Source organism: Pseudonocardia oceani, from assembly GCF_019263585.2.
GTDB classification, from domain to species: Bacteria; Actinomycetota; Actinomycetes; order Mycobacteriales; family Pseudonocardiaceae; genus Pseudonocardia; species Pseudonocardia oceani.
On the sequence record NZ_JADQDF010000001.1, the window covers coordinates 6,580,334 to 6,604,160 of the forward strand.

21 protein-coding genes are annotated in these 23,827 nt (G+C 75.5%); 10 read left to right on the forward strand and 11 right to left on the reverse strand.

The window, feature by feature from the left end:
* Positions 1-11 precede the first annotated feature (11 nt).
* Positions 12-1,433, forward strand: a complete 1,422-nt coding sequence (locus tag I4I82_RS32925; protein WP_218596377.1) for a pyridoxal-dependent decarboxylase — start codon at positions 12-14, stop codon at positions 1,431-1,433.
* On the opposite strand, the gene I4I82_RS32930 is transcribed toward I4I82_RS32925, so the two are convergent.
* From I4I82_RS32930 to I4I82_RS32960, 7 genes are all read right to left on the reverse strand, one after another.
* On the reverse strand, positions 1,420-2,379 hold the full coding sequence (locus I4I82_RS32930; protein ID WP_218596378.1) for an esterase/lipase family protein: 960 nt from the start codon (positions 2,377-2,379) through the stop codon (positions 1,420-1,422). The genes I4I82_RS32925 and I4I82_RS32930 overlap by 14 nt on opposite strands.
* A 42-nt stretch (positions 2,380-2,421) precedes the next feature.
* The gene (locus I4I82_RS32935; protein WP_218596379.1) at positions 2,422-2,853 is read right to left on the reverse strand and encodes an ATP-binding protein; all 432 of its coding nucleotides are present in this window, start codon (positions 2,851-2,853) and stop codon (positions 2,422-2,424) included.
* Between the two features lie 87 nt (positions 2,854-2,940).
* Positions 2,941-3,822, reverse strand: coding sequence for an NAD-dependent epimerase/dehydratase family protein (locus I4I82_RS32940; RefSeq protein ID WP_218596380.1), 882 nt, complete (start codon positions 3,820-3,822; stop codon positions 2,941-2,943).
* A complete protein-coding gene (locus tag I4I82_RS32945; protein WP_226370400.1) occupies positions 3,822-5,588 on the reverse strand; it encodes an AMP-binding protein in 1,767 nt (588 codons plus the stop codon). Before I4I82_RS32945 ends, I4I82_RS32940 begins: the two co-directional genes overlap by 1 nt.
* On the reverse strand, positions 5,581-6,711 hold the full coding sequence (locus I4I82_RS32950) for a cytochrome P450 (RefSeq protein ID WP_218597531.1): 1,131 nt from the start codon (positions 6,709-6,711) through the stop codon (positions 5,581-5,583). Before I4I82_RS32950 ends, I4I82_RS32945 begins: the two co-directional genes overlap by 8 nt.
* 146 nt (positions 6,712-6,857) lie before the next feature.
* Positions 6,858-7,589 (reverse strand): glycosyltransferase, encoded by a 732-nt coding sequence (locus I4I82_RS32955; protein WP_218596382.1) that lies wholly within the window; start codon positions 7,587-7,589, stop codon positions 6,858-6,860.
* A gap of 11 nt (positions 7,590-7,600) precedes the next feature.
* Positions 7,601-8,599, reverse strand: coding sequence for a 3-oxoacyl-ACP synthase III family protein (locus I4I82_RS32960; protein WP_218594886.1), 999 nt, complete (start codon positions 8,597-8,599; stop codon positions 7,601-7,603).
* A 156-nt stretch (positions 8,600-8,755) separates the two neighbouring features.
* On the opposite strand from I4I82_RS32960, the gene I4I82_RS32965 reads away from it, so the two are divergent.
* The 4 genes from I4I82_RS32965 to I4I82_RS32980 are packed head-to-tail and all read left to right on the forward strand — an operon-like array spanning position 8,756 to position 11,820.
* Positions 8,756-9,715: an iron-siderophore ABC transporter substrate-binding protein gene (locus tag I4I82_RS32965; RefSeq protein ID WP_218596383.1), complete on the forward strand. Its 960-nt coding sequence runs from the start codon at positions 8,756-8,758 to the stop codon at positions 9,713-9,715.
* A 49-nt stretch (positions 9,716-9,764) separates the two neighbouring features.
* Positions 9,765-10,388 (forward strand): AIM24 family protein, encoded by a 624-nt coding sequence (locus I4I82_RS32970; protein WP_218592699.1) that lies wholly within the window; start codon positions 9,765-9,767, stop codon positions 10,386-10,388.
* An 11-nt stretch (positions 10,389-10,399) separates the two neighbouring features.
* The gene (locus tag I4I82_RS32975) at positions 10,400-11,047 is read left to right on the forward strand and encodes an AIM24 family protein (protein WP_218592700.1); all 648 of its coding nucleotides are present in this window, start codon (positions 10,400-10,402) and stop codon (positions 11,045-11,047) included.
* Positions 11,044-11,820 carry an AIM24 family protein gene (locus tag I4I82_RS32980; RefSeq protein ID WP_218592701.1) on the forward strand — a complete coding sequence of 259 codons (777 nt, stop codon included), beginning with the start codon at positions 11,044-11,046 and terminating at the stop codon, positions 11,818-11,820. The genes I4I82_RS32975 and I4I82_RS32980 overlap by 4 nt, the downstream gene beginning before the upstream one ends.
* 9 nt (positions 11,821-11,829) lie before the next feature.
* Here I4I82_RS32980 and I4I82_RS32985 read toward each other — a convergent pair whose 3' ends face one another.
* Together I4I82_RS32985 and I4I82_RS32990 are read right to left on the reverse strand one after the other, a co-directional pair.
* Complete coding sequence (locus I4I82_RS32985; RefSeq protein ID WP_218592702.1) at positions 11,830-13,800, reverse strand: alpha-amylase family protein; 1,971 nt, start codon at positions 13,798-13,800, stop codon at positions 11,830-11,832.
* A gap of 45 nt (positions 13,801-13,845) precedes the next feature.
* Entirely contained in the window at positions 13,846-14,679 is an 834-nt protein-coding gene (locus I4I82_RS32990) for an intradiol ring-cleavage dioxygenase (protein WP_218592703.1), read from the reverse strand.
* A gap of 82 nt (positions 14,680-14,761) precedes the next feature.
* Here I4I82_RS32990 and I4I82_RS32995 point away from each other — a divergent pair, with 82 nt between their 5' ends.
* Positions 14,762-15,664: a hypothetical protein gene (locus I4I82_RS32995; RefSeq protein WP_218592704.1), complete on the forward strand. Its 903-nt coding sequence runs from the start codon at positions 14,762-14,764 to the stop codon at positions 15,662-15,664.
* 65 nt (positions 15,665-15,729) lie between these two features.
* Positions 15,730-16,704 carry a ferritin-like domain-containing protein gene (locus I4I82_RS33000; protein ID WP_218592705.1) on the forward strand — a complete coding sequence of 325 codons (975 nt, stop codon included), beginning with the start codon at positions 15,730-15,732 and terminating at the stop codon, positions 16,702-16,704.
* Between the two features lie 85 nt (positions 16,705-16,789).
* Here I4I82_RS33000 and I4I82_RS33005 read toward each other — a convergent pair whose 3' ends face one another.
* A complete protein-coding gene (locus I4I82_RS33005) occupies positions 16,790-17,152 on the reverse strand; it encodes a hypothetical protein (protein ID WP_218592706.1) in 363 nt (120 codons plus the stop codon).
* A 52-nt stretch (positions 17,153-17,204) separates the two neighbouring features.
* Here I4I82_RS33005 and hrpB point away from each other — a divergent pair, with 52 nt between their 5' ends.
* The 3 genes from hrpB (at position 17,205) to I4I82_RS33020 (ending at position 21,682) form a co-directional block, all read left to right on the forward strand.
* A complete protein-coding gene (gene hrpB, locus I4I82_RS33010; protein ID WP_218596384.1) occupies positions 17,205-19,715 on the forward strand; it encodes an ATP-dependent helicase HrpB in 2,511 nt (836 codons plus the stop codon).
* Positions 19,716-19,838: 123 nt separating this feature from the next.
* Positions 19,839-20,243, forward strand: coding sequence for a DUF6319 family protein (locus tag I4I82_RS33015; protein WP_218596385.1), 405 nt, complete (start codon positions 19,839-19,841; stop codon positions 20,241-20,243).
* 11 nt (positions 20,244-20,254) lie between these two features.
* Entirely contained in the window at positions 20,255-21,682 is a 1,428-nt protein-coding gene (locus I4I82_RS33020; RefSeq protein ID WP_218594235.1) for an SDR family NAD(P)-dependent oxidoreductase, read from the forward strand.
* Between the two features lie 13 nt (positions 21,683-21,695).
* Here the strand turns inward: I4I82_RS33020 and glgX are convergent, their stop codons facing one another.
* Complete coding sequence (glgX, locus tag I4I82_RS33025) at positions 21,696-23,804, reverse strand: glycogen debranching protein GlgX (protein ID WP_218594234.1); 2,109 nt, start codon at positions 23,802-23,804, stop codon at positions 21,696-21,698.
* Between the last annotated feature and the right edge of the window lie 23 nt (positions 23,805-23,827).

Below are 23,827 nucleotides of genomic sequence, written 5' to 3' on the forward strand. Positions count from 1 at the left end.
CCGTTCGGCCCATGAGTGATCTCGATCCCGAGGAGTTCCGCCGCCTCGGACACGCCGTCGTCGACTGGGTCGCCGGGTACCGCGCCGGCATCGGCGAGCACCCGGTGCGGGCGCAGGTGGAGCCGGGCTGGGTGCGGGAGCGGATGCCGGCGCTGGCCGAGCAGCCCCAGCCGTTCGACGCGCTGCTGGCCGAGCTCGACCGCGTCGTGGTCCCGGCCACCACGCACTGGCAGTCCCCGGGCTTCTTCGGCTACTTCCCGGCCAACGCCTCGCTGCACTCCGTGCTCGGCGACCTGCTGTCCGGCGGCCTGGGCGTGCAGGGCATGTTGTGGTCGACCTCGCCCGCGGCCACCGAGGTGGAGCAGGTCCTGCTCGACGGGCTCGCCGACGCCCTCGGGCTCGACCCGGCCTACACCTGGGCGGGCGGCGGGGGCGGCACGATCGCCGACTCCGCCTCCTCGGCCGCGCTCGTCGCGCTGCTGGCCGCGCTGCACCGGACGTCGGGCGGGGCGTGGCGGGAGCGGGGCGTCGACGGAACCGAGCGCGTCTACGTCACCGCCGAGACGCACTCGTCGCTGGCCAAGGCGGTGCGGGTGGCCGGGCTGGGGGCCGCGGCGCTGCGGATCGTGCCGCCGTCGCCCGGGTCGCTGGCGATGTCGGCGCAGGCGTTCGCGGAGATGGCGGCCGAGGACGTCGCGGCGGGGCTGCGGCCGGTGCTGGTCTGCCCGACGATCGGCACGACGGGCACCGGTGCCGTCGACCCGGTGCGGGAGGTCGCGGTGGCGGCGCGGGAGCACGGCACCCCCGGCCGCGAGATCTGGGTGCACGTGGACGCGGCGTGGGCGGGGGTCGCGGCGCTGTGCCCGGAGCACCGGGACGTGATCGACGGGGTCGAGCTCGCCGACAGCTTCTGCACCGACGCGCACAAGTGGCTGCTCACGGCGTTCGACGCCTCGCTGCTGTGGGTGCGCGACGCCACCGCGCTGCCCGCCGCGCTGTCGATCACGCCGGAGTACCTGCGCAACAGCGCCACCGACTCCGGGCAGGTCGTGGACTACCGCGACTGGCAGGTGCCGCTGGGCCGCCGCTTCCGCGCGCTGAAGCTGTGGTCGGTGCTGCACGGGTTCGGTCTGGAGGGCGTGCGCGCCCACCTGCGCGGGCACGTCGCGCTGGCCGCGGAGCTGGAGTCGTGGATCGTCGCGGAGCCGGGGTTCGAGCTGGCGGTGCCGCGGTCGCTGTCGCTGGTGTGCCTGCGGCTCTCGGCCGGCGACGACGAGACGCGAGCCCTGCTGGAGCGCGTCAACGCCACGGGCCGGGTCCTGCTCACCCACACCGTCGTCGACGGGCGCTACGTGATCCGCGTGGCGATCGGGTCGGTCGCCACGGAGCGCGAGCACGTCGAGGAGCTGTGGGGGTTGCTCAGTTCACACTGATCAACTCGTTGCCCAGCAGCGGGGCGACCGGGCGGCAGGGCAGGTCCTGCGCGTCCTCCGGGTCGAGCGCGTTGAGGATGACCTGCCCGGTCCGCTCGGAGAAGATGATCGACAGGTGGTCGGAGAAGTCGATCTCGCAGCCGTCCTGCACGACGATGTTGGTGGCGCCCTCGAGCACGCCGCTCGTGTAGGGGATCACCAGCTGGTCGTAGCGCGTCATGACCGTCGTGTAGTCGATCCCCTCGACGCGGGTGCCCGCGGCGGCCATCCGGTCCAGGTGGTCCGAGCCGGAGATGAACTGGGGGCAGGAGCCGCAGGCCAGGGCGACCGGGGCGCCGGCGGCGTCGCGCACGCCCAGGGCGTCCACCAGCGCGTCGACGGGGAGCGGGTCGGCGAGCGTGCCGTCGTAGAGCGGGGTGACGGCGACGTAGTCGTCGACGAGGGCGTCGCCGCCGAGGAACTGGAGCCAGTACTGCGGCATCAGGGTGCCCTCGGAGTGCCCGACGAGGTCGATCCGCTTCCCGCCGGTGGCCGCCAGAACGCCGTCGACGAAGGCGGCCAGCTCCTCCGCGCTCTGCTCCATCGGCCGCAGCCCGCCGACCTGCTCGCCGGCGAGCGCGGTGCCGTAGGTGAGGGCGAAGACGCAGTAGCCCTCGTTGGCCAGCAGCGGCGACATCGTCTGCCAGTTGACCGTCCGGTTCGCGCCGAGGCCGTGCACGAGGACGACGGGGTCGGGGTGCTCGGCGGTGGGCTCGCAGTCGTAGTCGTTGGAGCCGGGCGGACTGGAGCCGGGCGCCGCCGCTTCCGCCGCGAGCGTGGCCAGCGCCCCGTAGGGCACCGGCAGGTCGGCCTCCTGCGCGGCCGCCGGGACCACCCCCAGCCCCGCCACCACCGCCGCGGCGAGCGCGGCACCCCCGACCCACCGCGCGCGCTGTCCCCGACCCATACCTCGGGAACGAGCGGGGTTACCGTAGGTTACGGCCGGTCGTCACGCAGCGTCGGGGATGCGGTGGCGGAGCAGGACCCGGCTTCCCCGTTCGTCGTAGTGGATGAGGACCGATTCGGACATCGTGCTCATGAGCGGGATGCCCCGGCCACCCTCGGTGGGCTCGTCGGCGGGCGGCTGCCAGTGGCCGTGGTCGACGACCTCGATGCAGAGGGTCGCGGGGCCCTCGTCGTCGGCGGCCTCGGTCCAGAGGGTGAGTTCGACGGCGCCGGACTCGTCCGGGCCGTAGGCGTGGCGGACGGCGTTGGCGGCGGCCTCGTCGACGGCGAGGACGACGTCGGCCGTCTCGTCGTCGGTGAGCGACAGCGGCGCGAGCCACCCCGCGAGCTCGTGGCGGATGACGGTCAGTTGGGCGGGATCGGCGGGCCAGCTGCGGTGCACGAACTCGACGTGCCCGGGGGCGGGGGGCGACATGATCACGGTTCCCCCGGGGGCTGTCGCGACAAACTCCGTCCGTCGCGCACGGGGTGCCGCTGGGCGGGTCGGGCCACCGCTCGTCGGCTACCAGGCTGCGGCGCCGGTGAACGACGTCGGCGGCGGGTCGAGGCCGAGCCGGGTGCGGGCGGCGGTGAGGTCAAGGGTGCGCTCGACGCCGAGCTGGCTGACGGCGTAGCGGGTCAGGCGCGGGGGCGCGGGCCGGCGCAGCGCCCGGAACGCGCCCTCCGCCGCCCCGGCGAGCGCCCATGCGAGGCGGACGGGGACGTGCCGGACGGTGACGTCGAGGCCGCGGGCGCGCAGCAGCGCGGTGACGGCGGTGTCGAGGGTGACGGGTGCGGCGTCGCCGACGTTGTAGGTGCCGGGCGGGCCGGTGCAGGCGAGCAGGCAGGCCTGCGCGAGTGTGCCGACGGCGGTGAGGGTGTGCCGCGCTCCCCCGTCCCCGGCGACGACGAGCGTGCGGCCGCGGACGGCGCCGAGGATCCGCGGTAGGAGCGTCGGGTCGCCGGGGCCGTAGACGGCGTGCGGGCGCAGCACGACCGTGCCGGGCCGCCCGGCGAGCAGGCGCTCCGCTGCGGCCTTCGAGGCGCCGTACGGGGTGAGGTGACGCGCGGCCGGGCCGGCGGACTCGGGGGCGTCGACGGTCGGGACGAAGGGGTCGTAGACGCTGGCGGTGGAGACGTGGACCAGCCGCGCGCCCGGGAAGGTCGCGACCACGTGCCGGGTGCCGTGCAGGTTGGCGGCCCAGACGGGAGCGGGGTCACCCCAGTCGGTCACGGCCGCCGCGGCGTGCACCACGGCGTCGACGGGGGGCGGGTGGGGCATCGGGCCGGTGGTGAGGTCCCACTCGCGGCGGGTCAGCGGGTGGACCTCCCAGCCGCGGGCGCGGGCCGCGTCGACCACCGCCGAGCCGACGAACCCGCCCGCCCCCGTGACGGCGAGGCGCATCACCGCTGCCGCAGCATCCGGACCAGCGCGGCCCGGTCGGGCTTGCGGGTGCGCCCGGCGACCGGCACGGCGTCGACGAGGACGACGTCGTCGGGCAGGGCGGCGGCGTCGACCAGCGCGGGCAGCGCGGCCCACACCCGGTCGGCCAGCCCGGGCGGCGTGCCGGGGGCGGCGACCAGGGCCAGCACGACGCGGTCGTCGCCGATGGCGTCGGGGACGCCGACGAGCAGGGCCTGGGCGACGCCGGGCAGCGCGGCGACCGCCGGCTCGTGCAGGCCCGGGTAGATGTTGGTTCGGCCGCGGATGAGCATGTCGGTGGCGCGGCCGTGCAGGACGATCGCGCCGCCGCCGTTCTCCGTGTCGCCGCCGTTCTCCGTGTCGCCGCCGTTCTCCGTGTCGCCGCCGTTCTCCGTGTCGCCGCCTTCTTCGTGGTCGATGCGGGCGAGGTCGCCGGTGGTGTGCTCGGAGCGCCGGGGTTCGCCCAGGTAGTGGCCGAGGTTGGCCCCGCCGACGACGAGCCGGCCCTCGTCGTCGATCCGGGCGTGTACGCCGGGCAGGGGCGCGCCGACGAGGTCGCCGGGCCCGGGGTGGGCGAGCTTCTCCTCCGCGGTGGCGATGGCGACGGGCAGGATCTCGGTCATGCCGTAGACCGCCAGGAACTCGACGCCGGGCAGCGCGGCGCGGGCGCGGCGCAGCAGCGGAGGCAGGACCGGCGCGGCGCCGAGGAGCACCTGCCGCAGCGAGTCCGGCAGGGCGACCTCGCGGCGCTCGACCGCGTCGAGCACCGCCGCGAGGTCGGCCGGCACGAGGAACGTGTGGGTGGCGCGCTGCCCGCCGACCTCCGCGCCCAGCCCGCGGGCGAGCTCGTCGGGGCGGGCGGCGGGGGCGAAGCCGTAGGGCGGCATCGACCAGTGCCCGCCGTCGACGAGCGCGGGCAGCCCGAGCAGGAACTGGTCGGTGTGCACGCGGCTGCCCGGACCCAGGGCGCAGCGGGTGGAGAGGACGTCGAGCGCGGCGCCCAGCGAGCCGCGGGTGTGGACGACGGCCCTGGGTGCGGCGGTGGTGCCGGCGGTGAAGACGACGACGGCGTCCTGGTCCGGGGCACTCTCGTACCCGGCTCCGACCTCGGCCCCGGGGACCGGACGGAGCAGCGCGGCGAGTGGGATCGCGTTCCGCGGAACGCCGGGCAGCCACCGGCCCGCCCGGATGTGGCGCACCGGCAGACCCGCGTAGTCGGGCAGGAGCACGCCGCGGCGCCGGGCCAGGGCGCGCAGCGGGCGCCGCCCGGCCGCATAGAGCACGGACTCCGCCGCGGCCCAGCCCGGTGCGGCGAGCTCGGTGCGGGCGGCGAACAGCGCGGGCCCGACGCCCGGGTCGACGAACACGACCGTCCCGCCGGCCGCGACGATCCCGAGCGCGAGCACCACCGAGTCCGGGGAGGGGCGGACGGAGAACAGCACCCGCTCCCCCGGCGCGAAGCCCGCCCTGGTCAGGTGGGTGGCGACGGCCCGGATCCGCTCCCCGAGCTGGGCGTGGGTGAGTGTTCCGCGGAACGCGCTGGGGCGTCCCGATCGCGTTCCGCGGAACGCGGGTACGTGCTCGGCGAGCGTTCCGCGGAACGCGTTCCGGCCGTGCGTGAGCGTTCCGCGGAACGCGATCCGCCGCGGCGGCGGGCCGGTCAGGGCCGGGGCGTCGCCGTACCGGTCGGCCGCGGCGAGGACCGCCACCAGCAGGTCCGGCAGGTCGTTCGCCGAGGGATCAGCCACCCCGCACCACCATCTCCCGGTAGGCCGGGATCAGCACCCGCCGCGCCACCCGCCGCCGCACGACCCGCAGCGGCCGCTGCCCGTGCGCGTCCAGCACGGCGTCGAGCACCAGCCGCACCTGCGCCACGGCCAGCGGCATCCCCAGGCAGAAGTGCGGGCCCGCCCCGAACCACAGGCGGCGGAGCGCGGGCGGGTGCGGCCGGTCGGGGTCGAAACCGCCGTGTGCCCGCGCCGCTGACACCGTCGCGATGACGACCCGGTCCCCCGCCACCACGTCGACCGTCCCGATCCGGGCCGGCGCCGCGACCCGGCGCAGCATCACCGGCGAGGGCACGGTGACCCTCAGCGCCTCCTCGACGCACGCGTCGACGCCCCCGCGGTCGGCCGCCAGCGCGTCCAGCAGCCCGGCGTCGTGCAGCAGCGCCACCAGCCGCGGGAGGAACGACACGACGGTCTCGGTGCCGGTCAGCGCGAACGCCGCCACCGCCCCCAGCGCCTCCCGCTCGCTCAGCCCGAGCTCACGCATCCGGCCGGGGACGGTGCCGGGGCCGCCCTCGCGGTAGGCGTCGGCAGCGGGTGCGGTGATCCGCGCCAGCGCCGCCCGGCCCCGCGCGGCCTGCCGCGGCGTCAGCTCCGGTCGGGCCAGGCGCACCATCCCCGTCACGGCGGTGGCCGCCGCGAACGCGGGCCCGGCAGCGTCGCGGGCGTCCAGCCCGACCAGCCCGGCGATCACCGCCCCGGCCGCCCGCTGCGCCACCGGCACCAGGTCGACGGCCTCCCCCGCCACGAGCCGGCCGCGCAGCTCCGCGCACGGCCCGGCCAGGACGCGTGAGCACAGCGCGGCCACCGCCGACGGCGTGAACAGGTCGGCCAGCGCCCGCCGCAGCGCCGCGTGCTCGGCCCCCTCCATGTTGAGCAGCACCGACGGCCCGACGACCGGAGTCCACAGCGCCGCGGGCGAGCCCGGCCCGGTCTTGGCGAACGAGGCGGTGTCGGTGAGCACGGCCCGGGCCAGCGCGGCGTCGCTCACGACCACCCCGACCCGCGGTACCCGCACCACCGGCCCGATCCGCGCCAACGCCCGGACCAGCGGGTACGCCACCGGGTGCGCGCCGAGCTGCACGCGCCGCTCCCACGTCGCCGTCCCGCTCCCGGTCGCCGCCCCGCTCCCAGGCGCCGCCCCGGCCCCGGCACCGGCACCGGTCCCGGTCGTGAGCGGCAACCGTGCCCCCGACCACGATCGCCGCTCACGGGCGGCGAAGCCGCGAATCACCGGATGTCCACGTGCTCGGGCCGGTACCGGTGGTCGGCGTACCACCCCAGCGTCCGGACCAACCCCCATGCCCGCACCCGCCGGCTCGACCCCCGCACCACGACGTCGCGCCGCGCGCCGTAGCGGGCCGTCAGCGGGCGCACCGCGTTGACCAGCGCCCGGTCCTCGTGCACGTCCTGGATCCGTGTGCGCGGGAACCCGCCCGCCCGCTCGTACAGCTCGGCGGTGATCGCCGTGTTGCAGCCCGCCGACATCACGTAGGGCCCCAGCGCCCCGGCCACGCGGTTGCCCGGGCGGAACCGGCCGAACATCCCCGCCACCCCGACCGCCCCGACCAGCACCCCGCGCTGCCACGCCGGCAGCCCCTCGTCGCGCCGCGGGAGCAGCCGCCCGGCGACGAGGTCGAGCTCGGCGAACGCCGCCTTCACCCGCGCGGTCCAGTCGGGTGCGGGCAGGCAGTCGGCGTCGGTGCGGGCCAGGTGCGTCGCGCCCGCCGCGATCGCCCACCGCATGCCCGTGTCGGCCGCCGCCCCCGTCCCGCGCTGCGGCTCGACCACCACCTCGACCGGCAGCGGGTGCGCCCGCACCACGTCGGCGGTGCCGTCGGTCGAGGCGTTGTCGACGACGACGAGCCGGAAGTCGCGGTCCTGCTGCGCGGCCAGCGCGTCGAGGGTCGCGCCGATGCCGGCGGCCTCGTCGAACGCGGGCACGACCACCCACAGGTTCACAGCCGGATCCTTCACAGCCGCACCACCGTGATCCCCAGGCTCACGCCGCCCGCCAGCCCGACCAGCGCGACCAGGTCGCCCGGCCCGCACCGCCCGAGCTCGCGCGCGGTGACCAGCTGCAGCGGCAGGCTCGCCGAGGCGACGTTGCCGTGCTCGGCGACCGTGACGACCAGCTTCTCCGCGGGCACCCCGGCCCCGCGCGCGAACACCTCCAGGTAGGGCAGTGACACCTGGTGCACCGCGACGACCGCCATGTCGTCCCACGTCAGCCCCAGCCGCGCGAGCGTGTCGTCGAGGATCCCGGTGCCGACGGCCAGGAACGCCGCCTTGAGGCGCGCGGAGTCCATCGCGAAGTAGGTGTGCTCGACGTCCCGCGGGTGCAGCGACCCGCCCGCCGCCAGCGTGCCCGCCTCCCAGTGCCGCGAGTCGGCGGTGAACCCCGAGCCCAGGATCCCCGTGTCCGCGTCGCCCGGGACGAGCAGCACTGCGGCGCCCGCGTCCGACAGCGTGTAGCCGGGGAAGGCGCGCAGGAAGTCGCGGATCCCGTCGACGTCCCACCGCACGGCCCGCGACGGCGTCTCCCCGCTCACCACGAGCACGCGGCCGTAGCGCCCGGTCGCGATGAGGGCGTCGGCGACCTCCATGCCGTTGAGCACGCTGTTGCAGGCGTTCTTGACGTCCATCACCGGGCACGACAGCTCCAGCTTCGCCGCCACGATGTGCGCCGTCGCGGGCTCGACCATGTCCTGGCTGGCCGAGGCGAAGAGCAGGAGGTCGACGTCGTCGGCGGCCGTCCCGGTGGCCGCCAGCAGCTTGCGCGCCGCGGCGACGGCCAGGTCGGACGCCTGCTCGTGCTCGCCTGCCACGTGCCGCGCGGTGATCCCGGTGAGCCGGTGCACCATCCCCGCCGGCGGCGACCACCCCGACGCCCCGATCCGCGCCTCGACCTCCGCGGTGCCGACCCGGTGCCCGGGGAGGTGCACCTCCACGCCCGCGATCCGCGCGCCCACGACCACCACCTCCGACCGGTCCCGACGGCCGGGACGAGCAGAACCCTAGAAGGCGCCGCACCGCCGCCACGACCGTGCGATCACGGATCACGTCCGGCACGGCCGATTCGGTGAGGCTAACCTCTCCCCGACCCTGCACCCGCACGAAGGACCTCCATGTCCCACCGCTCCCTGCTCGCCCGCGCCGTCGCGACCCTCGCCGTCGGCGCGGCCGTCCTGGCCGGCTGCGCCTCCCCGGCCGAGACCCCCGCGCCCGCCACCCCCGCCGCGGGCGGCGCCTATCCGGTCACGATCCCGAACGCCTACGGCGAGGCGACGATCCCGGCCGAGCCGGCGCGCGTCGTCGCCGTCGGGTTCAACGAGGCCGACTTCCTGCTCGCACTGGGCGTCGTCCCGGTCGGCGTGCGCGACTTCATCGGCGAGTACGACGAGACCGCCCGCCCGTGGGCGCAGGAGGCGCTGGCCGGCGCGCAGCCCGCCGACGTCGGCGGTACGGAGATCAACGTGGAGGCGGTCGCCGCGCTGGAGCCCGACCTGATCATGGGCGTCTACTCGTTCATGGACCGGGCGACCTACGACGCCCTGAGCGCCATCGCCCCCACCGTCGGCCCGGTCTCGGCCGACGGCACCGTCGGCTGGGAGGAGCAGACCCGCATCACCGGCACGGCGCTCGGGCGCGAGGACCGGGCGGCCGACGCCATCGCCACCGTCGAGCAGGCCTTCGCCGACGCGCGCGCCGCGAACCCCGGCTTCGCGGGCCGCAACGTCACCATCGACCTGCCCGTCGACGGGGTGCCCTATCTCCTCGGCGCCGACGACCTGCGCTCCTCGGTCTTCACCGGCGTCGGCCTGACCGTCCCGGAGACGACCACCGAGCTGGGCCCGGAGACCATCGGGCAGCTCGACAGCGACGCGCTGATCGTCCTGGGCGCCACCGCCGAGGACATGGCCGGCGACCCCCTGTTCCAGAGCCTGCCCGTGGTCCAGGAGGGGCGCACGCTCTTCACCGGCGGCTACGACGAGGACTTCAACGGCGCCATCGGCTTCGGCAGCCCGCTGAGCCTGCCCTACGCCGTCGAGCTCATCACCCCGCAGCTCGCGGCCGTACTGGGCTGAGCCCGGACCGTGACCCGCGACCCGTGGGTCGTGTGCCAGGATCCCCGCCGTGCAGGGATTCCGACTCAACGGGTCGCGGGTGCTCGAGATCGACCTGGCGGGCGACGCCGTGCGCGCCTCCACCGGATCGATGATCGCCTACACCGGCGACGTGACGTTCAAGAACGCCGGCATGGGCGGCGGCGACGGCCTGATGGCGGGCCTCAAGCGCCGCGCCGCGGGCGAGTCCGTCGCGCTCATGCACTGCACGGGGCACGGCACCGTGTGGTTCGCGAAGGACGCGATGGAGGTGCTGATCGTCGAGCTGAACGGCGACACCCTGCGCGTCGAGTCCGAGCAGCTGCTCGCCCTGTCGGACAAGCTCAAGACCGACGTCGCCTTCGCCGGGGTGCGCGGCGCGTCGTCCGGGCAGGGCCTGTTCACGACCACCGTCACCGGCTACGGGACGGTCGCGCTGCTGTCCGCGGGCGGGCCGCCGATCGCGCTGGAGGTCTCGCCCCAGTTCCCGCTGGTCGTCGACCCCGACGCGTTCGTCGCGAGCCAGGGACAGCTCAACCAGTCGTTCGTCACCGACGTGTCGTGGCGCAACCTCATCGGCGAGAGCTCCGGGGAGGCGTTCTCCCTGCGCTTCGACGGCAGCGGCGTCGTGTACATCCAGCCCGAAGAGCGCTGAGGAGGACGGCCGTGCCCTTCGAGCAGGTCAACAGCAAGGTCATCTCGGTCGCCGTCACGCACGGCCGGGAGGTGCTCGCGCGCAAGGGCGCGATGCTCGCCTACACCGGCGACGTCCACTTCTCCCCCGTCCACATGGGCCCGGGCGGCGCGGGCGGGATGGTCGGGCGGATGGTGTCCGGCGAGCAGGTCGCGATGATGGTCGCGCAGGGCAACGGCACCGTGCACTACGGCTACCGCGGCCTCTACGTCACGATCATCGAGCTCGACGGATCCGGTCCGCTCTCGGTCGAGGCCGACCGGCTGGTCGCGCACGACGCGGCGCTGCAGTCGACGGTCGTATTCCTCGGCTCGCAGGGCGGCATCCGCGGCGCGGTGCGCGGCGCGGTCTCCGGCCAGGGCCTGTTCACGACGCAGCTGCACGGCTACGGCACCGCGGCGGTCCTGAGCCACGGCGGCACGATCGCGATCCCGGTCGGCGGGCGCCCGGTGGCCGTCGACCCGCAGGCCTACGTCGCCCACATCGGGCAGGTGAACGTCGACATCGCCGCCTCGGTCGGCTGGCGCGACGCCGTCGGCCGCGGCTCGGGCGAGGCCGTGCAGCTCAGGTGCACGGGTCAGGGAACCGTCTACGTCCAGGCATCGGAGCAGAAGCTGTGAGCAACCCTGCTGGGATCCCCCTCAACCCGCAGACCCTGCCCGACAACGACAACATCCCCGGCAACCACTACGCCTACTGCGTGCGCCTGGACGGGCAGCTGTTCATGCAGACCGGGCGCATGATCGCCTACTACCCCGCCCCGCACAGCCAGGGCATCCGGTTCGAGCCGCTCACCGGCGCGAGCCTCGGCGGGATGGTCGCCACCCGGTTCTCCGCCCCGCTCTACACCCGCGACTGGGTCGTGGCGACCGGCGCCGGGCACCTGATCCTGGGCGACCGCGGCTACGACATCAACAGCTACGACCTCGACGACGGCAACCTCACGCTGCGCGCGGCCAACCTGCTCGCCTTCGACTCGACCCTGGAGCTCAAGCAGTCGATCGTCCCCGGGTTCCTGACGCTCATCGGCACCGGCAAGTTCCTCGCGTCCAGCTCCGGGCCGGTGATCTTCGCCGAGCCGCCGATCCGGGTCGACCCCGAGGCGCTCGTCGGCTGGGCCGACTGCCCCTCCCCCAGCCACCATTACGACGCCGGCTGGATGACCGGGTTCCTGCAGGGCGCGCTGGGGATGCTGGGCGTGCAGTCCGGCGAGGAGCGCCAGTTCGACTTCACCGGCGCCGGCACCGTCCTCATCCAGTCCAGCGAGAACTCCATGGGCGACCCGCACCTGCTGCGCCAGCTCGAGGGCCAGGTCGGCACGCTCGGCGTGCCCGGCCTGCAGCGGATGCAGCAGGTGGTGGCGCAGCGGCTGGCGGCCGAGCAGCAGCGGTAGCCGTCTCCTCTAGGGCTCCGCCAGCCAGACGAACCCGAGACCCGGCACGACGAGCCGCCCGTCCTGCACCAGCAGCGGGCCGTCCGAGGACAGCACGGTCTCCAACGCACCGAGGCCGTCGAGGACGTGGGCGTCGACGGTCACCGGGTGCTCGGCCATGTTGACCATGCCGACGAAGTTCCCGCTGCGCGGGTGGCGCCGCCACCAGGCCAGCACGTGGGGCGAGTCGACCTCCAGCACCGCCGACTCCCCCGCCGCGTGCAGCGCCTGCTGCGACGCCCGGGCCTGGGCCAGCGCCCGCATCCAGCCGAACACCCGCCCCTCGACCGTCGCAGGGTCGTGCCGGTGCGCGGCCGCGGCGTCGTCGAAGTACGGGCGGTGCATCCAGCGGTTGTCGGCCGCGAGCGCGGGGTCGTCGACGTAGGCGGTGTCGTTGCCCTGCGCCAGCTCGTCGCCCATGTACAGCAGCGGCACCCCGCCCCAGGCGAAGGCGACGGCGTGCAGCAGCACCAGGCGCCGCACGCCGAGCTCGAGGGCGTGGGCGTCGCCCCGCTCGCGCGCGTCGCTGATCCCGCACAGCGCCGCAGCCGAGCCGGAGATGCGGGCGTCGCCGGTCGCGGGGTTCTCGCCGAACCGCGCGCCGCGGGCGAACGACAGCGGGAACTCGCCTGCGTAGAAGGCGTTGAGGAAGTCGCGGTGGAGATGCGGGTCGTACCCGACCGCTCGCGCGTCGACGTCGCCGACGGCCCAGCCGATGTCGTCGTGGCAGCGCACGTAGGTGGCCCAGGACGTCTCGCCGGGGATCGGGCGCAGCCGGCGCAGCGACTGCACCGCGAGCCGGGCGTCCTTCGTGGCCAGGCTCGACCACAGCATGACCATGAGCTGGTTGTGGTAGGCCAGCTCGCACTCGGGGCGGTACCGGTCGTGGGCACCGAGGTAGGCCACCAGCTCGTCGGGCGCGACGATCGCCTCGGCCTTGAACACCGTGGCCGGTGCCGCGAGCTTCACGGCCGCGTGCATGGCCTGGACGATGTCGTGCACCTCTGGCTGGTTGATGCACGGCGTGCCCAGGCGCTTGCCCATGAACGGGACGGCGTCCATCCGGAAGATCTCGACGCCGCGGTTGGCCAGCCACAGGATCGTGTCGGTCATCGCGGTGAGGACGGCGGGGTTCCCGTAGTCGAGGTCCCACTGGTAGTCGAAGAACGTCGTCCAGACCCAGCCCGTGCCCGGCACGTGGGTGAAGGAGCCGGGAGCCTGGTCGGGGAAGACGTCGACGACGGTCTCCTCGAACGCGTCGGGCAGCGTGCGGTCGGGGAAGGCGAGGTAGAAGCCGTCGTACCTCGGGTCGTCCGCGAGCCAGCCCTGCGCCCACGGGTGCTCGCGCGCGGTGTGGTTGAGCACGAGGTCGACGCACAGGCTCATGTCCCGCGCGCGCAGGGCGGCGGCGAGGGCGGAGAGGTCGTCCATCGTGCCCACGCGGGGGTCGACGGCGCGGTAGTCGGCCACCGCGTAGCCGCCGTCGTTGGCGCCCTCGCGGGGCCGGAGCAGCGGCATGAGGTGCACGTAGGTGACGCCCAGCTCGGCGAGGTGGTCGAGCCGGCCGGGCAGCTCGCCGAGCGTGCCGGCGAACCGGTCGGTGTAGGCGACGTAGCCGACCATCCGCTGGTGCTGGAACCAGTGCGGGTCGATCTCGCGGCGGCGGTCGACCGCGCGCAGGTCGGCCGGGCGCTGCGCCGCGGCCCGCAGCGCGAGGTGCACCAGCCGCTCGGCCAGCGCGTCGGGCTCGGTGTAGAGCGCGGCCAGCGGGGCGTGCAGGTCGGCGAACCACAGGTCCAGCCGGGCGACGAACCCCACGGCGTCCGAGGGCTCCAGCACGCGCGCGGCCTCGTCGACGACGCCGGGCCGCAGCCGCGCCAGCGCCGCCGCGGCGTCACGGGCCCGTTCGGCGTCGGACCGGGCGGGTGGGGTCGCGGTCACCGGCACATCCTGCCGCACCCGCGAGGGCGACGCCGGGGCCGCCGGTCAGGCGTCGACGCCGACCGTGAGGGTCGCCGCGAGGCCCGTCGTGAGGTCGCCGGTGACGGTCGCGAGCTGCGAGGCGTAGCCGTCGGAGAAGACCATGTCGCGCTCCAGCGAGGTGCGGGCCAGGTTGCGGACGCTGGCGGAGTAGCCGTCGGTGGCGTACACGGCCTCGCAGACGTCCTGGGGCAGGGCGAGCTGGGAGGTGACGGTGGCGTTGTCGGGCGTCGTGGCCGCGGCGAGGTCGGGGTAGACCTCGAAGTGGGCGTGCGGCCAGCGTCCCGAGTAGGCGGCCGGGAAGATCGTCGTGAAGGTGAGGCGGCCGTTCGCGTCGGCCTCCTGGACCCCGCGCAGGTAGTTCTGGTCGGCGACGTCGTAGAGCGAGTACCGCCCGTCGCGGTCGCAGTGCCAGAGGTAGACGGTGGCGCCGGGGAGCGCGGCGCCGGACGCGGCGTCGACCATCGTCAGGGTGATCGTCAGCGGCACGCCCGGCGCGGTGCCCGACAGGGAGCCGAAGCTCGACCGGATGTCGCCGCGCACGACGCCGCTCTCGGTGAGGACGTTCGGGCCGTTGGAGCCGTCGCCCGGGTAGGGGCCCGCGGTCTCCTCGGGGATCTCGCCGGTGGTGGTTCCGGTCGCGGTGGTCGCGCCGGTCGTGGTGCCGGTCGCGGCCGCGGCGCACCCGGCCAGGGTGAGCGCGCCCGCCCCGGTGAGCAGGCCGAGCAGGCGGCGGCGGCTCACGAGGCGGGGCAGGTCGTGGGCGAGGCCGAGGTCGTGCTCGTGGCCGTGCTCGTGGCCGTGCTCGTGGTCGCCGTCGTGGTCGTGGTGGTCGCTCATGGGACCCACCCTGTCGCTCCTTCCTGTGCGTGGTCTGTGCGCCTGCTGTGCTGACTCCCAGCAGCGTCCTAGGGTGCGCCCCGTGGACATCGACGAGCTGGCCGACGCGCTGTACTCCGCGCCGCCCGCCGACTTCGTCGCCACCCGCGACGAGGCCGTGAAGGCGGCCCGCGAGCGCGGCGACAAGGAGTTCGCGACGGCCGCCGCGCGGCTGCGCCGGCCCACCCGGGCGGCGTGGCTCGCCAACCTGCTGGCCCGCCGCCGGCGCGAGCAGCTCGACGGGCTGCTCGGCCTGGCCGGGAGCCTCGCCGACGCCCAGCGGACCCTCGACGGCCCGGCCCTGCGGACCCTGTCGACGCGCCGCCGCCAGCTCGTCTCGGCGATGGCGCGGGAGGCGGGGCGGCTCGCGCGGGAGGCGCACGAGTCCGTCAACGACTCCCTGCTGCGCGAGCTCGGCGACATCCTGGAGGCGGCGCTGGCCGACCCGGTCGTCGCGGACGAGGTCCGCTCCGGGCGCCTGACGCGCACGATCAGCTACTCCGGATTCGGGCCCGAGTCCGACCCCGGCGCCGTGGCGGCGCGGGTGGCCGCCGCTCCGCCGCCCGCCCCGCCGGCCGATCCGACCGAGGACGAGGACGCGGAACCGGCCGAGGACCCCGCGGAGGTCGCCCGGCGCGAGCGCGAGCGGGAGGAGCGCCGCCGCGACCTCGCCGACGCCGAGGAGCTCGAGGCCGCCACCCGCGAGCGGCGCGACGCAGCGGAGGCCGAGCACGAGCGGGCGGCGCAGGAGCACGAGCAGGCTCGGGAGCGGGTCGCCGCGCTCACCACGGAGCTCGAGGCCGCCCAGCGCCACGAGCGCGAGTCCGCCACGCGGAACCGGGAGGCCGCGCAGGACGCCCGGGCCGCCGCCCGCGAGGCCGGCACGGCCGCGACCCGCACGGCCCGCGCGCGGGCGCGGCTGGACGACACGGAGAGCGGTGGCTGACCAGTGAGTACGGACACACGGTCGGTGACGGATGAGCCCCCGGGAGGCGTGGGTACTCCGTTGTCATGGACACCGGAACGGTCACCCCGACCCTGATCACCCAGCTCCGCGCCCTCCACCAGCTCACCCGCACGGAGGCGCAGATCGCCCGCGTCCGGACCGCACAGGCCCGCACCGACGCCGTCCGCCGCGAGCTCGAGGAGAACGCGGCCAACGCCGATCGACGCTCGACCCGCATCGCCCGCGAGCTCTCGGCCGTCGGCGGTGTGCCGGACGTCGTCACGCCCGCCATCGGCCGCGTCCTCGCGTTCGTCAAGGCCACCGTCGAGCAGGGCCAGCCCCTCGACGAGGTGCTCCTCGGCGACCTCACCCTCGAGCACCAGCTCCGCGACCGGGCCGTCTACGTGCGCACGCTCGCCCGCCGCGCCGGCCGCACCTCGACCGAGCAGCTCGCCGACGACCTGGTCACCGCGCACGAGGCCACCGTCGAGTGGCTGACGACCGTGCTCGCGGAGGAGGCGATCGGCGGCGTCACCGCCCTGGAGCCCACTCCGCTGCAGCGCGTCGCCGGGGGCGTCAACCGCGTCGTCGGGCTCCCCACGCGGTTCGCGATCGAGCGCTTCAACCAGGCCGTCGCCGCCGTGCAGCGCACCGGCGAGCAGGCCAAGGAGGTCGCCGGCGACGTCGTCGGCACCGTCACGCGCCTGGGCTCCGACGCCGGCGAGGTCGTCACCGCGGGCCGCGACGCGGCTCTGGGCCGGGCCGAGAAGGTCGCCCGCCGCGAGGGCTCGGACGGCGCCGCGCAGGTGATGCACGACACCCGTCGCAACCTGGGCTCGTTGAAGGCCTCGGAGCTGCCGATCCCGCACTACGAGGAGATGACGGCGCAGGACGCCATCGCCGCGATCCGCAAGCTCACCGCGGTGGACGACGTGACCGCCGTCGTCGCGTTCGAGGAGAACCACAAGAACCGCTCGGGCGTCGTGTCCGCCGCGCAGACGCACGTGGCGTCGCTCGCGAAGGACGTCGCCGGGGTCTGACCCACGACCTCACGCACGGAGACGGGCCCGCCGACGATGTCGGTGGGCCCGTCGTGCGTCCGCAGCCGGCCGTGCGGGTGGAGCCTCAGCGGCGCGCGGCCAGCAGCCCGACCACGTTGAGCGCCCCCCAGCCCAGGCCGACGCCGATCGCCTTCCTGCGGGCCGCGGGGTCGTCGTTCGGCGAGAGGGCGAAGGTCAGCGCGTCGCCCAGGTCGCCCGCGATGCGGGCGGCCACGGCGAGCTGCAGGGCCGGGCCCGCGGGGGCGGCGGCCATGGCGACGCCGTTGGCGAGGTCGCGCACACCGACCGCGCGGACGAGGATGCCGATCGGCGCGGGCGGCTCGGCCCCCGACAGCCCGGCGGGCCTCGCGAAGATCGCGGGTCGGACCAGCGTGGACAGGCCGTAGGCGGCGGTCAGCACGCCGAGGGTGCGGGGGAGCCAGGTCACCGGTCGATCCTCGCAGCACGCCCGCACCCGCGCTCGGGGAGAGTGGGCGGCGATGAAGCTGCCCGATCTCCCCGTGCGCGCCGCGCTCGACGACATCACCGCGACGCTCGCCGACCGCGGCGCCGCGGTGCTGGTGGCGCCGCCCGGCACCGGCAAGACGACGCTGGTCCCGCTCGCGCTGCTCGCGCTCGACGGGCGCGTGGTCGTCGCCGAACCCCGCCGCCTCGCCGCGCGGGCCGCGGCGGCGCGGATGGCGTCGCTGCTGGGGGAGCCCGTCGGGGAGACCGTCGGCTACTCCGTGCGCGGCGACTCCCGGACCTCGGCGCGCACCCGCGTCGAGGTCGTCACGTCCGGGCTGCTGCTGCGCCGCCTGGCCGCCGACCCGGAGCTCGCGGGCGTCGGCACCGTCCTGCTCGACGAGTGCCACGAGCGCCACCTCGACGCCGACCTGCTCCTCGCCCTGCTCCTCGACGCCCGCGACGGCCTGCGCCCCGACCTGCGGCTGCTCGCCACCTCGGCCACCATCGCGACGGGCCGGCTCGCGGAGCTGCTCGGGCCGGGGGCCGACGACGACGCGCCCGTGCTGCGCGTCGAGGCCCGCACGTTCCCGGTGGCCGTGCGCCACGACCCGCCGCTGCGCGGCGAGCGGATCGAGGCCACCGTCGCGCGGGCGGTGCGGGCCGCCCTCGACGGCGGCGACGGCGACGTGCTCGCGTTCCTCCCCGGCGTCGCGGAGATCCGGCGGACCGCGGCCGCGCTGTCGGGCCTCGACGCCGACGTCCTGCCGCTGCACGGGCGGCTGCCGGCGGCCGAGCAGGACGCCGCGCTGCGTCCGAGCTCGGACGCGGCCGGTCCGCGGCGCCGCGTCGTCCTCGCGACGGCGGTGGCCGAGTCGAGCCTGACCGTGCCGGGCGTCCGCGCCGTCGTCGACGCCGGGCTGGCCCGCACGCCGCGCGTCGACCACCGCCGCGGGATGGCCGGGCTCGTCACCGTCCGCGTGTCCGACGCCGTCGCTCAGCAGCGGGCCGGGCGCGCGGGCCGCGAGGCGCCGGGGCGGGTGCACCGCTGCTGGCCCGAGGGCGAGCTCCTCCCCCGCTACCCCGAACCGGAGATCCGCACCGCCGACCTCACGCGCCTCGCGCTCGACCTCGCCTGCTGGGGCACCCCGGACGGCAGCGGTCTGCGCTGGTGGGACGCCCCGCCGGAGGGGCCGCTGCGCGCCGGGCAGCAGGTGCTGCGCGCGCTGGGCGCCCTGGACGCGACCGGCGCGGCCACCGCCCGCGGCCGCCGGATGGCCGGGCTGGGCCTGCACCCGCGGCTGGCACGCGCCCTGCTCGACGGGGCGGCGCTGGTCGGGGCGCGGGCGGCGGCGGAGGTCGTCGCGCTGCTCGACGACGACACGCTCGGCGCCGGGTCCGACGCCGACGTCGAGCTGGTGGCCCTGCGCGCGGGGACGGCCCCGGGCAGCGGGCGCTGGCGGACCGAGGCCGCGCGGCTGCGGCGGCTGGTGGGGGCCGGCGGCAGGGCGGAAGGGCGCAGGGAGGAGGGCGGCGCAGCCCTGGTCGTCGCCCTGGCCCACCCCGAGCGGCTGGCGCGGCGGCGACGGACGGCCGCCGCGGTCGAGGACGCCCCCCGCGGCCGGGCGCGCGGCGAGCTCTACCTGATGGCGGGCGGCACGGCGGTCGCGCTGCCGCCCGGGAGCCCGCAGGCCGCCGCGGAGTGGCTGGCGGTGGCGGTCGCGGACCGGGCGCCGGGCGCGGAGAACGGCACCGTCCGCCTGGCCGCGGCGGCAGACCGGGAGCTGGCCGAGCTCGCCGCTCCCGCACTGCTGGTCGAGGCCGACGAGGTGGTGTGGTCCTCGCGAGGGCAGGGCGACGGTGACGTCGTCGCCCGGCACGTCCGGCGCCTGGGCGCGATCGTGCTGGAGGAGCGCCGCCTCGACCGCCCCGACCCCGCGCTCCTGCGCGCCGCACTGCTCGAGGGCCTGCGCAGCGAGGGGCTGGGGCTGCTGCGCTGGACCGACGGCGCCCGGCGGCTGCGCGACCGGCTCGCCGCCCTGCACCGGGTGATCGGCGATCCGTGGCCCGACGTGGGCGACACCGCGCTGCTCGCCGACCCCGACCCGTGGTGGACCGGGCCGTTCACCCGCGCCCGCTCCCGTGCCGACCTCGGGCGGATCGACGCCGGGCCGGTGCTGCGGTCACGGCTGGACTGGCGCCACACGAGCACCCTCGACGAGCTCGCGCCGGAGCGGATCACGGTGCCGACCGGGTCGTCGATCACGCTCGACTGGTCCGGTGACCAGCCCGTCCTCGCCGTCCGCGTGCAGGAGTGCTTCGGCTGGACCGACACCCCGACCGTCGCGGGCGGGCGGCTCCCGGTGGTGCTGCACCTGCTCTCCCCCGCCGGGCGCCCGGCCGCCGTCACCGCCGATCTGGCGTCGTTCTGGACGACCGGCTACCCGCAGGTGCGGGCCGAGCTGCGCGGGCGCTACCCGAAGCACCCCTGGCCCGAGGACCCGCTCACCGCCGCGCCGACGCGCCGGGCCGGACGCCGGTGCTGATCACCCGGACGCGTGCCGGGCTCACCGGGGTGTCACCGGCGTCACGCCCTGGAGCCGGACTGATCGAACGCCTGTTCTACGATCACCCCGGATCCGCACCGCACGAGAGGGAGCCGCCGCGAGATGAGCACCGCCGAACCGACCCCCGAGGCCCCGGCCCCGACCCCCGTCGAGGCCCCGGCCGAGCCCGAGAAGCGCCGCCGCGGCCGCCCGAAGGGCACGTCCACGGCCCGCACCACGCGGATGGTCGAGCTGACGCTCACCGTCAGCGGCACCGTCGACGGCGAGTGGCAGGCCGACCTCAAGCAGGGCACGTCCTGGCTCACGCGCGGGCTGCCCGTCAGCGCGGCGGCCGTGTCGCGCGCGGCGCAGGAGCTCAGCGCCGAGCTGTCCGGCCCGATCGACGCCCTGATCGGCGCCGCCCGCGAGCAGCGCGCCGCCCGCGTGGCCGCGCTGGAGACCGAGCTGGAGCAGGCCCGCAAGGCGCTGGCCGAGATGGACGACGAGGGGCCGATCCGGGAGCCGTAGGCTCCGGGACCGTGTCCACCATCCCGCCCGACGACCTCGCGGCGTTCCTGCGCGTGCTCGACGTCGTCACCGACCTGCCGCCCGAGCACCCCGACGCCGTGCGGATCAGACGGGCGACGGCGGGGATCTGGAAGTCGGTGAAGGTCGCCCGGCGCCACGCCAAGCGCGACGCCGTGGCCGCGGCCGACCGGGCCGTCACCGCGGCCACGGCCACCGGCGCCCCGGGCCGCATCGACGACGAGACGGCCGGGCTGCCGCTGGTCTCGGCCACGGCCGGGGCCTCCGCGGGCACACTGCTGCGCTCGCGCGCCTGCTACACCTGCAAGCGCCGCTACCACGTCGTCGACGCCTTCTACCACCAGCTCTGCCCGCCCTGCGCGGCGCAGAACCGCGGCCGTCGCGAGGCCCGCACCGACCTCACCGGCCGCCGCGCCCTGCTCACCGGCGGCCGCGCCAAGATCGGCATGTACATCGCGCTGCGGCTGCTGCGCGACGGCGCGCACACCACGATCACCACGCGCTTCCCGCACGACGCCGTCCGGCGGTTCTCCGCGATGGAGGACAGCGCCGACTGGCTGCACCGCCTGCGCGTCGTCGGGATCGACCTGCGCGACCCGGCCCAGGTCGTCGCGCTCGCCGACTCGGTCGCCGCGCAGGGCCCGCTCGACGTGCTGGTGAACAACGCGGCCCAGACCGTCCGCCGCTCCCCCGGCTCCTACTCCGCGCTGGTCGAGGCCGAGCGCACCCCGCTGCCGCCGACGCCGGTGGAGGTCGTCACATTCGACCACGTCAGCGACGCCCACCCCGCGGCGCTGGCCGGGAGCCTGCAGGAGCAGAGCCCGCACACCGCCGGCGCCGTCACCGGGCTCGCCCTGGCCGCCCGTTCGGCGTCACCGGAGCGGATCGCCGCCGGCACCGCCATCGACGCGGGCGGCCTGCTCCCCGACACGGCGTCGGTGAACAGCTGGACGCAGCACGTCGACGAGATCGACCCGCTGGAGCTGCTCGAGGTCCAGCTGTGCAACCAGACGGCGCCGTTCATCCTGATCAGCCGCCTGCGCCCGGCGCTGGCCGCCTCGCCCGCGCGCCGCACGTACGTCGTCAACGTCTCCGCGATGGAGGGCCAGTTCAGCCGCGCGTACAAGGGGCCGGGCCACCCGCACACGAACATGGCGAAGGCCGCGCTGAACATGCTGACGCGCACCAGCGCCGCGGAGATGCTGACCACCGACGGCATCCTCATGACCGCCGTCGACACCGGCTGGATCACCGACGAGCGCCCGCACCCCACGAAGCTGCGCCTGGCCGAGGAGGGCTTCCACGCCCCCCTCGACCTGGTCGACGGCGCCGCCCGCGTCTACGACCCGATCGTCCGGGGCGAGGCGGGCGAGGACCTGCACGGCTGCTTCCTCAAGGACTACGAGCCCACGGCCTGGTGAGCCGTCCACGCGATCAGTAGCGGCACCGGAGCACCTGCATCGCCCGTGCCGGGATCCGGACCCGCCCGCCCGGGGCCGGGTGGCGGCGGCGGGCGTTGACCAGCAGCGGGTCGGCCGTGTCGATGACGACCTGCCACGCCCGTCCGTAGGACTCGTCGGGCAGCGTGAACGACACCTGCTGGTGGTGGGCGTTGATGAGCAGCAGGAACGAGTCGTCGACGATCTGCTCACCGAGGTCGTCGCGCTCGGGAATGCCCTTGCCGTTGAGGTAGACCCCGACGCTGCGCGAGCCCGACCCCCAGTCCTGGTCCGACATCTGCTGCCCGTCGGGACGCAGCCACGCGATGTCCTCGATGTTGGAGCCGGTGATCGCACGGCCCTGGAAGAACCGCCGCCGCCGGAACACCGGGTGCTCGGCCCGCAGGCGTGCCAGCGCGCCCGTGAACTCGGTGAGCACCTCGTGCTCGCGGGCGTCCTCCCAGTCGATCCAGCTGATCTCCCCGTCCTGGCAGTAGACGTTGTTGTTGCCGTCCTGCGTGCGGGAGAGCTCGTCGCCGTGGGAGATCATCGGGATGCCCTGGCTGAGCAGCAGCGTCGCGAGGAAGTTGCGCTTCTGCCGCTCGCGCAGGACGTTGACCTCGGCCTGCTCGGTCGGGCCCTCGACGCCGCAGTTCCAGGAGCGGTTGTGGCTCTCGCCGTCGTTGTTGTCCTCGCCGTTGGCCTCGTTGTGCTTCTCGTTGTAGGACACGAGGTCGTTGAGCGTGAAGCCGTCGTGCGCCGTGACGAAGTTGATCGAGGCGATCGGGCGGCGGTTGTCGGCCTCGTAGAGGTCGGAGCTGCCGGTGAAGCGCGCGGCGAACTCGCCGAGGCTCGCGGGCTCGCCGCGCCAGAAGTCGCGGACGGTGTCGCGGTACTTGCCGTTCCACTCCGTCCAGAGCGGGGGGAACCCGCCGACCTGGTAGCCGCCGTCGCCGACATCCCAGGGCTCGGCGATGAGCTTGACCTGGCTGACCACCGGGTCCTGGTTGACGAGGTCGAAGAACGCCGACAGGCGGTCGACGGAGTGGAACTCCCGCGCCAGCGACGAGGCGAGGTCGAACCGGAAGCCGTCGACGTGCATCTCGGTGACCCAGTAGCGCAGCGAGTCCATGATCAGCCGCAGCGACTCGTGGTGGCGGACGTTGAGGCTGTTCCCGGTGCCGGTGGTGTCGTAGTAGTACTTCTCGTCGCCGTCGACGAGCCGGTAGTAGGCCCGGTTGTCGACGCCGCGGAACGACAGCGTCGGGCCGAGGTGGTTGCCCTCCGCGGTGTGGTTGTAGACGACGTCGAGGATGACTTCGATGCCGGCGCGGTGCAGCGCGCGCACCATCGTCTTGAACTCCTGCACCTGCTCGCCGCGGGTGCCGAAGCAGGCGTAGCCGTTGTGCGGGGCGAAGAAGCCGATGGTGTTGTAGCCCCAGTAGTTGCGCAGGCCCTTGTCCGCGAGCGTGGAATCGTGGACGAACTGGTGCACCGGCATGAGCTCCAGCGCCGTCACGCCGAGCGACTTCAGGTGCTTGATCATCGCCGGGTGTGCGAGGCCGGCGTAGGTGCCGCGGACGTCGTCGGGGACGTCGGGGTGGCGCATCGTCATGCCCTTGACGTGGGCCTCGTAGATCACGGTCTCGTGGTACGGGATGCGCAGCGGGCGGTCGTCGGCCCAGTCGAAGTAGGGGTTCACGACGACCGAGGTGGCGGCGTAGGGCGCGGAGTCGGTGTCGTTGTAGGAGTCCGGCTCGCCGAAGCGGTAGCCGAACAGCGCCTCGTCCCAGCGGTTGTCCCCGTCGACGGCCTTGGCGTACGGGTCCAGCAGCAGCTTCGCCGGGTTGCAGCGCAGTCCCGCCGAGGGCTCGTGCGGGCCGTGCACCCGGTAGCCGTAGCGCTGGCCGGGGCCGCAGCGCGGGAGGTAGCCGTGCCAGACGAGGCCGTCGCGCTCGGGCAGGGACAGGCGGGTCTCGGACCCGTCGTCGGCGATCAGGCACAGCTCGATGTGGTGGGCCACCTCGGAGAAGATGGCGAAGTTGGTACCGCCACCGTCGTAGGTGGCGCCGAGGGGATAGGGGCGACCGGGCCAGATGTGCACAGGTCGTCCTACCACCGCGGCGC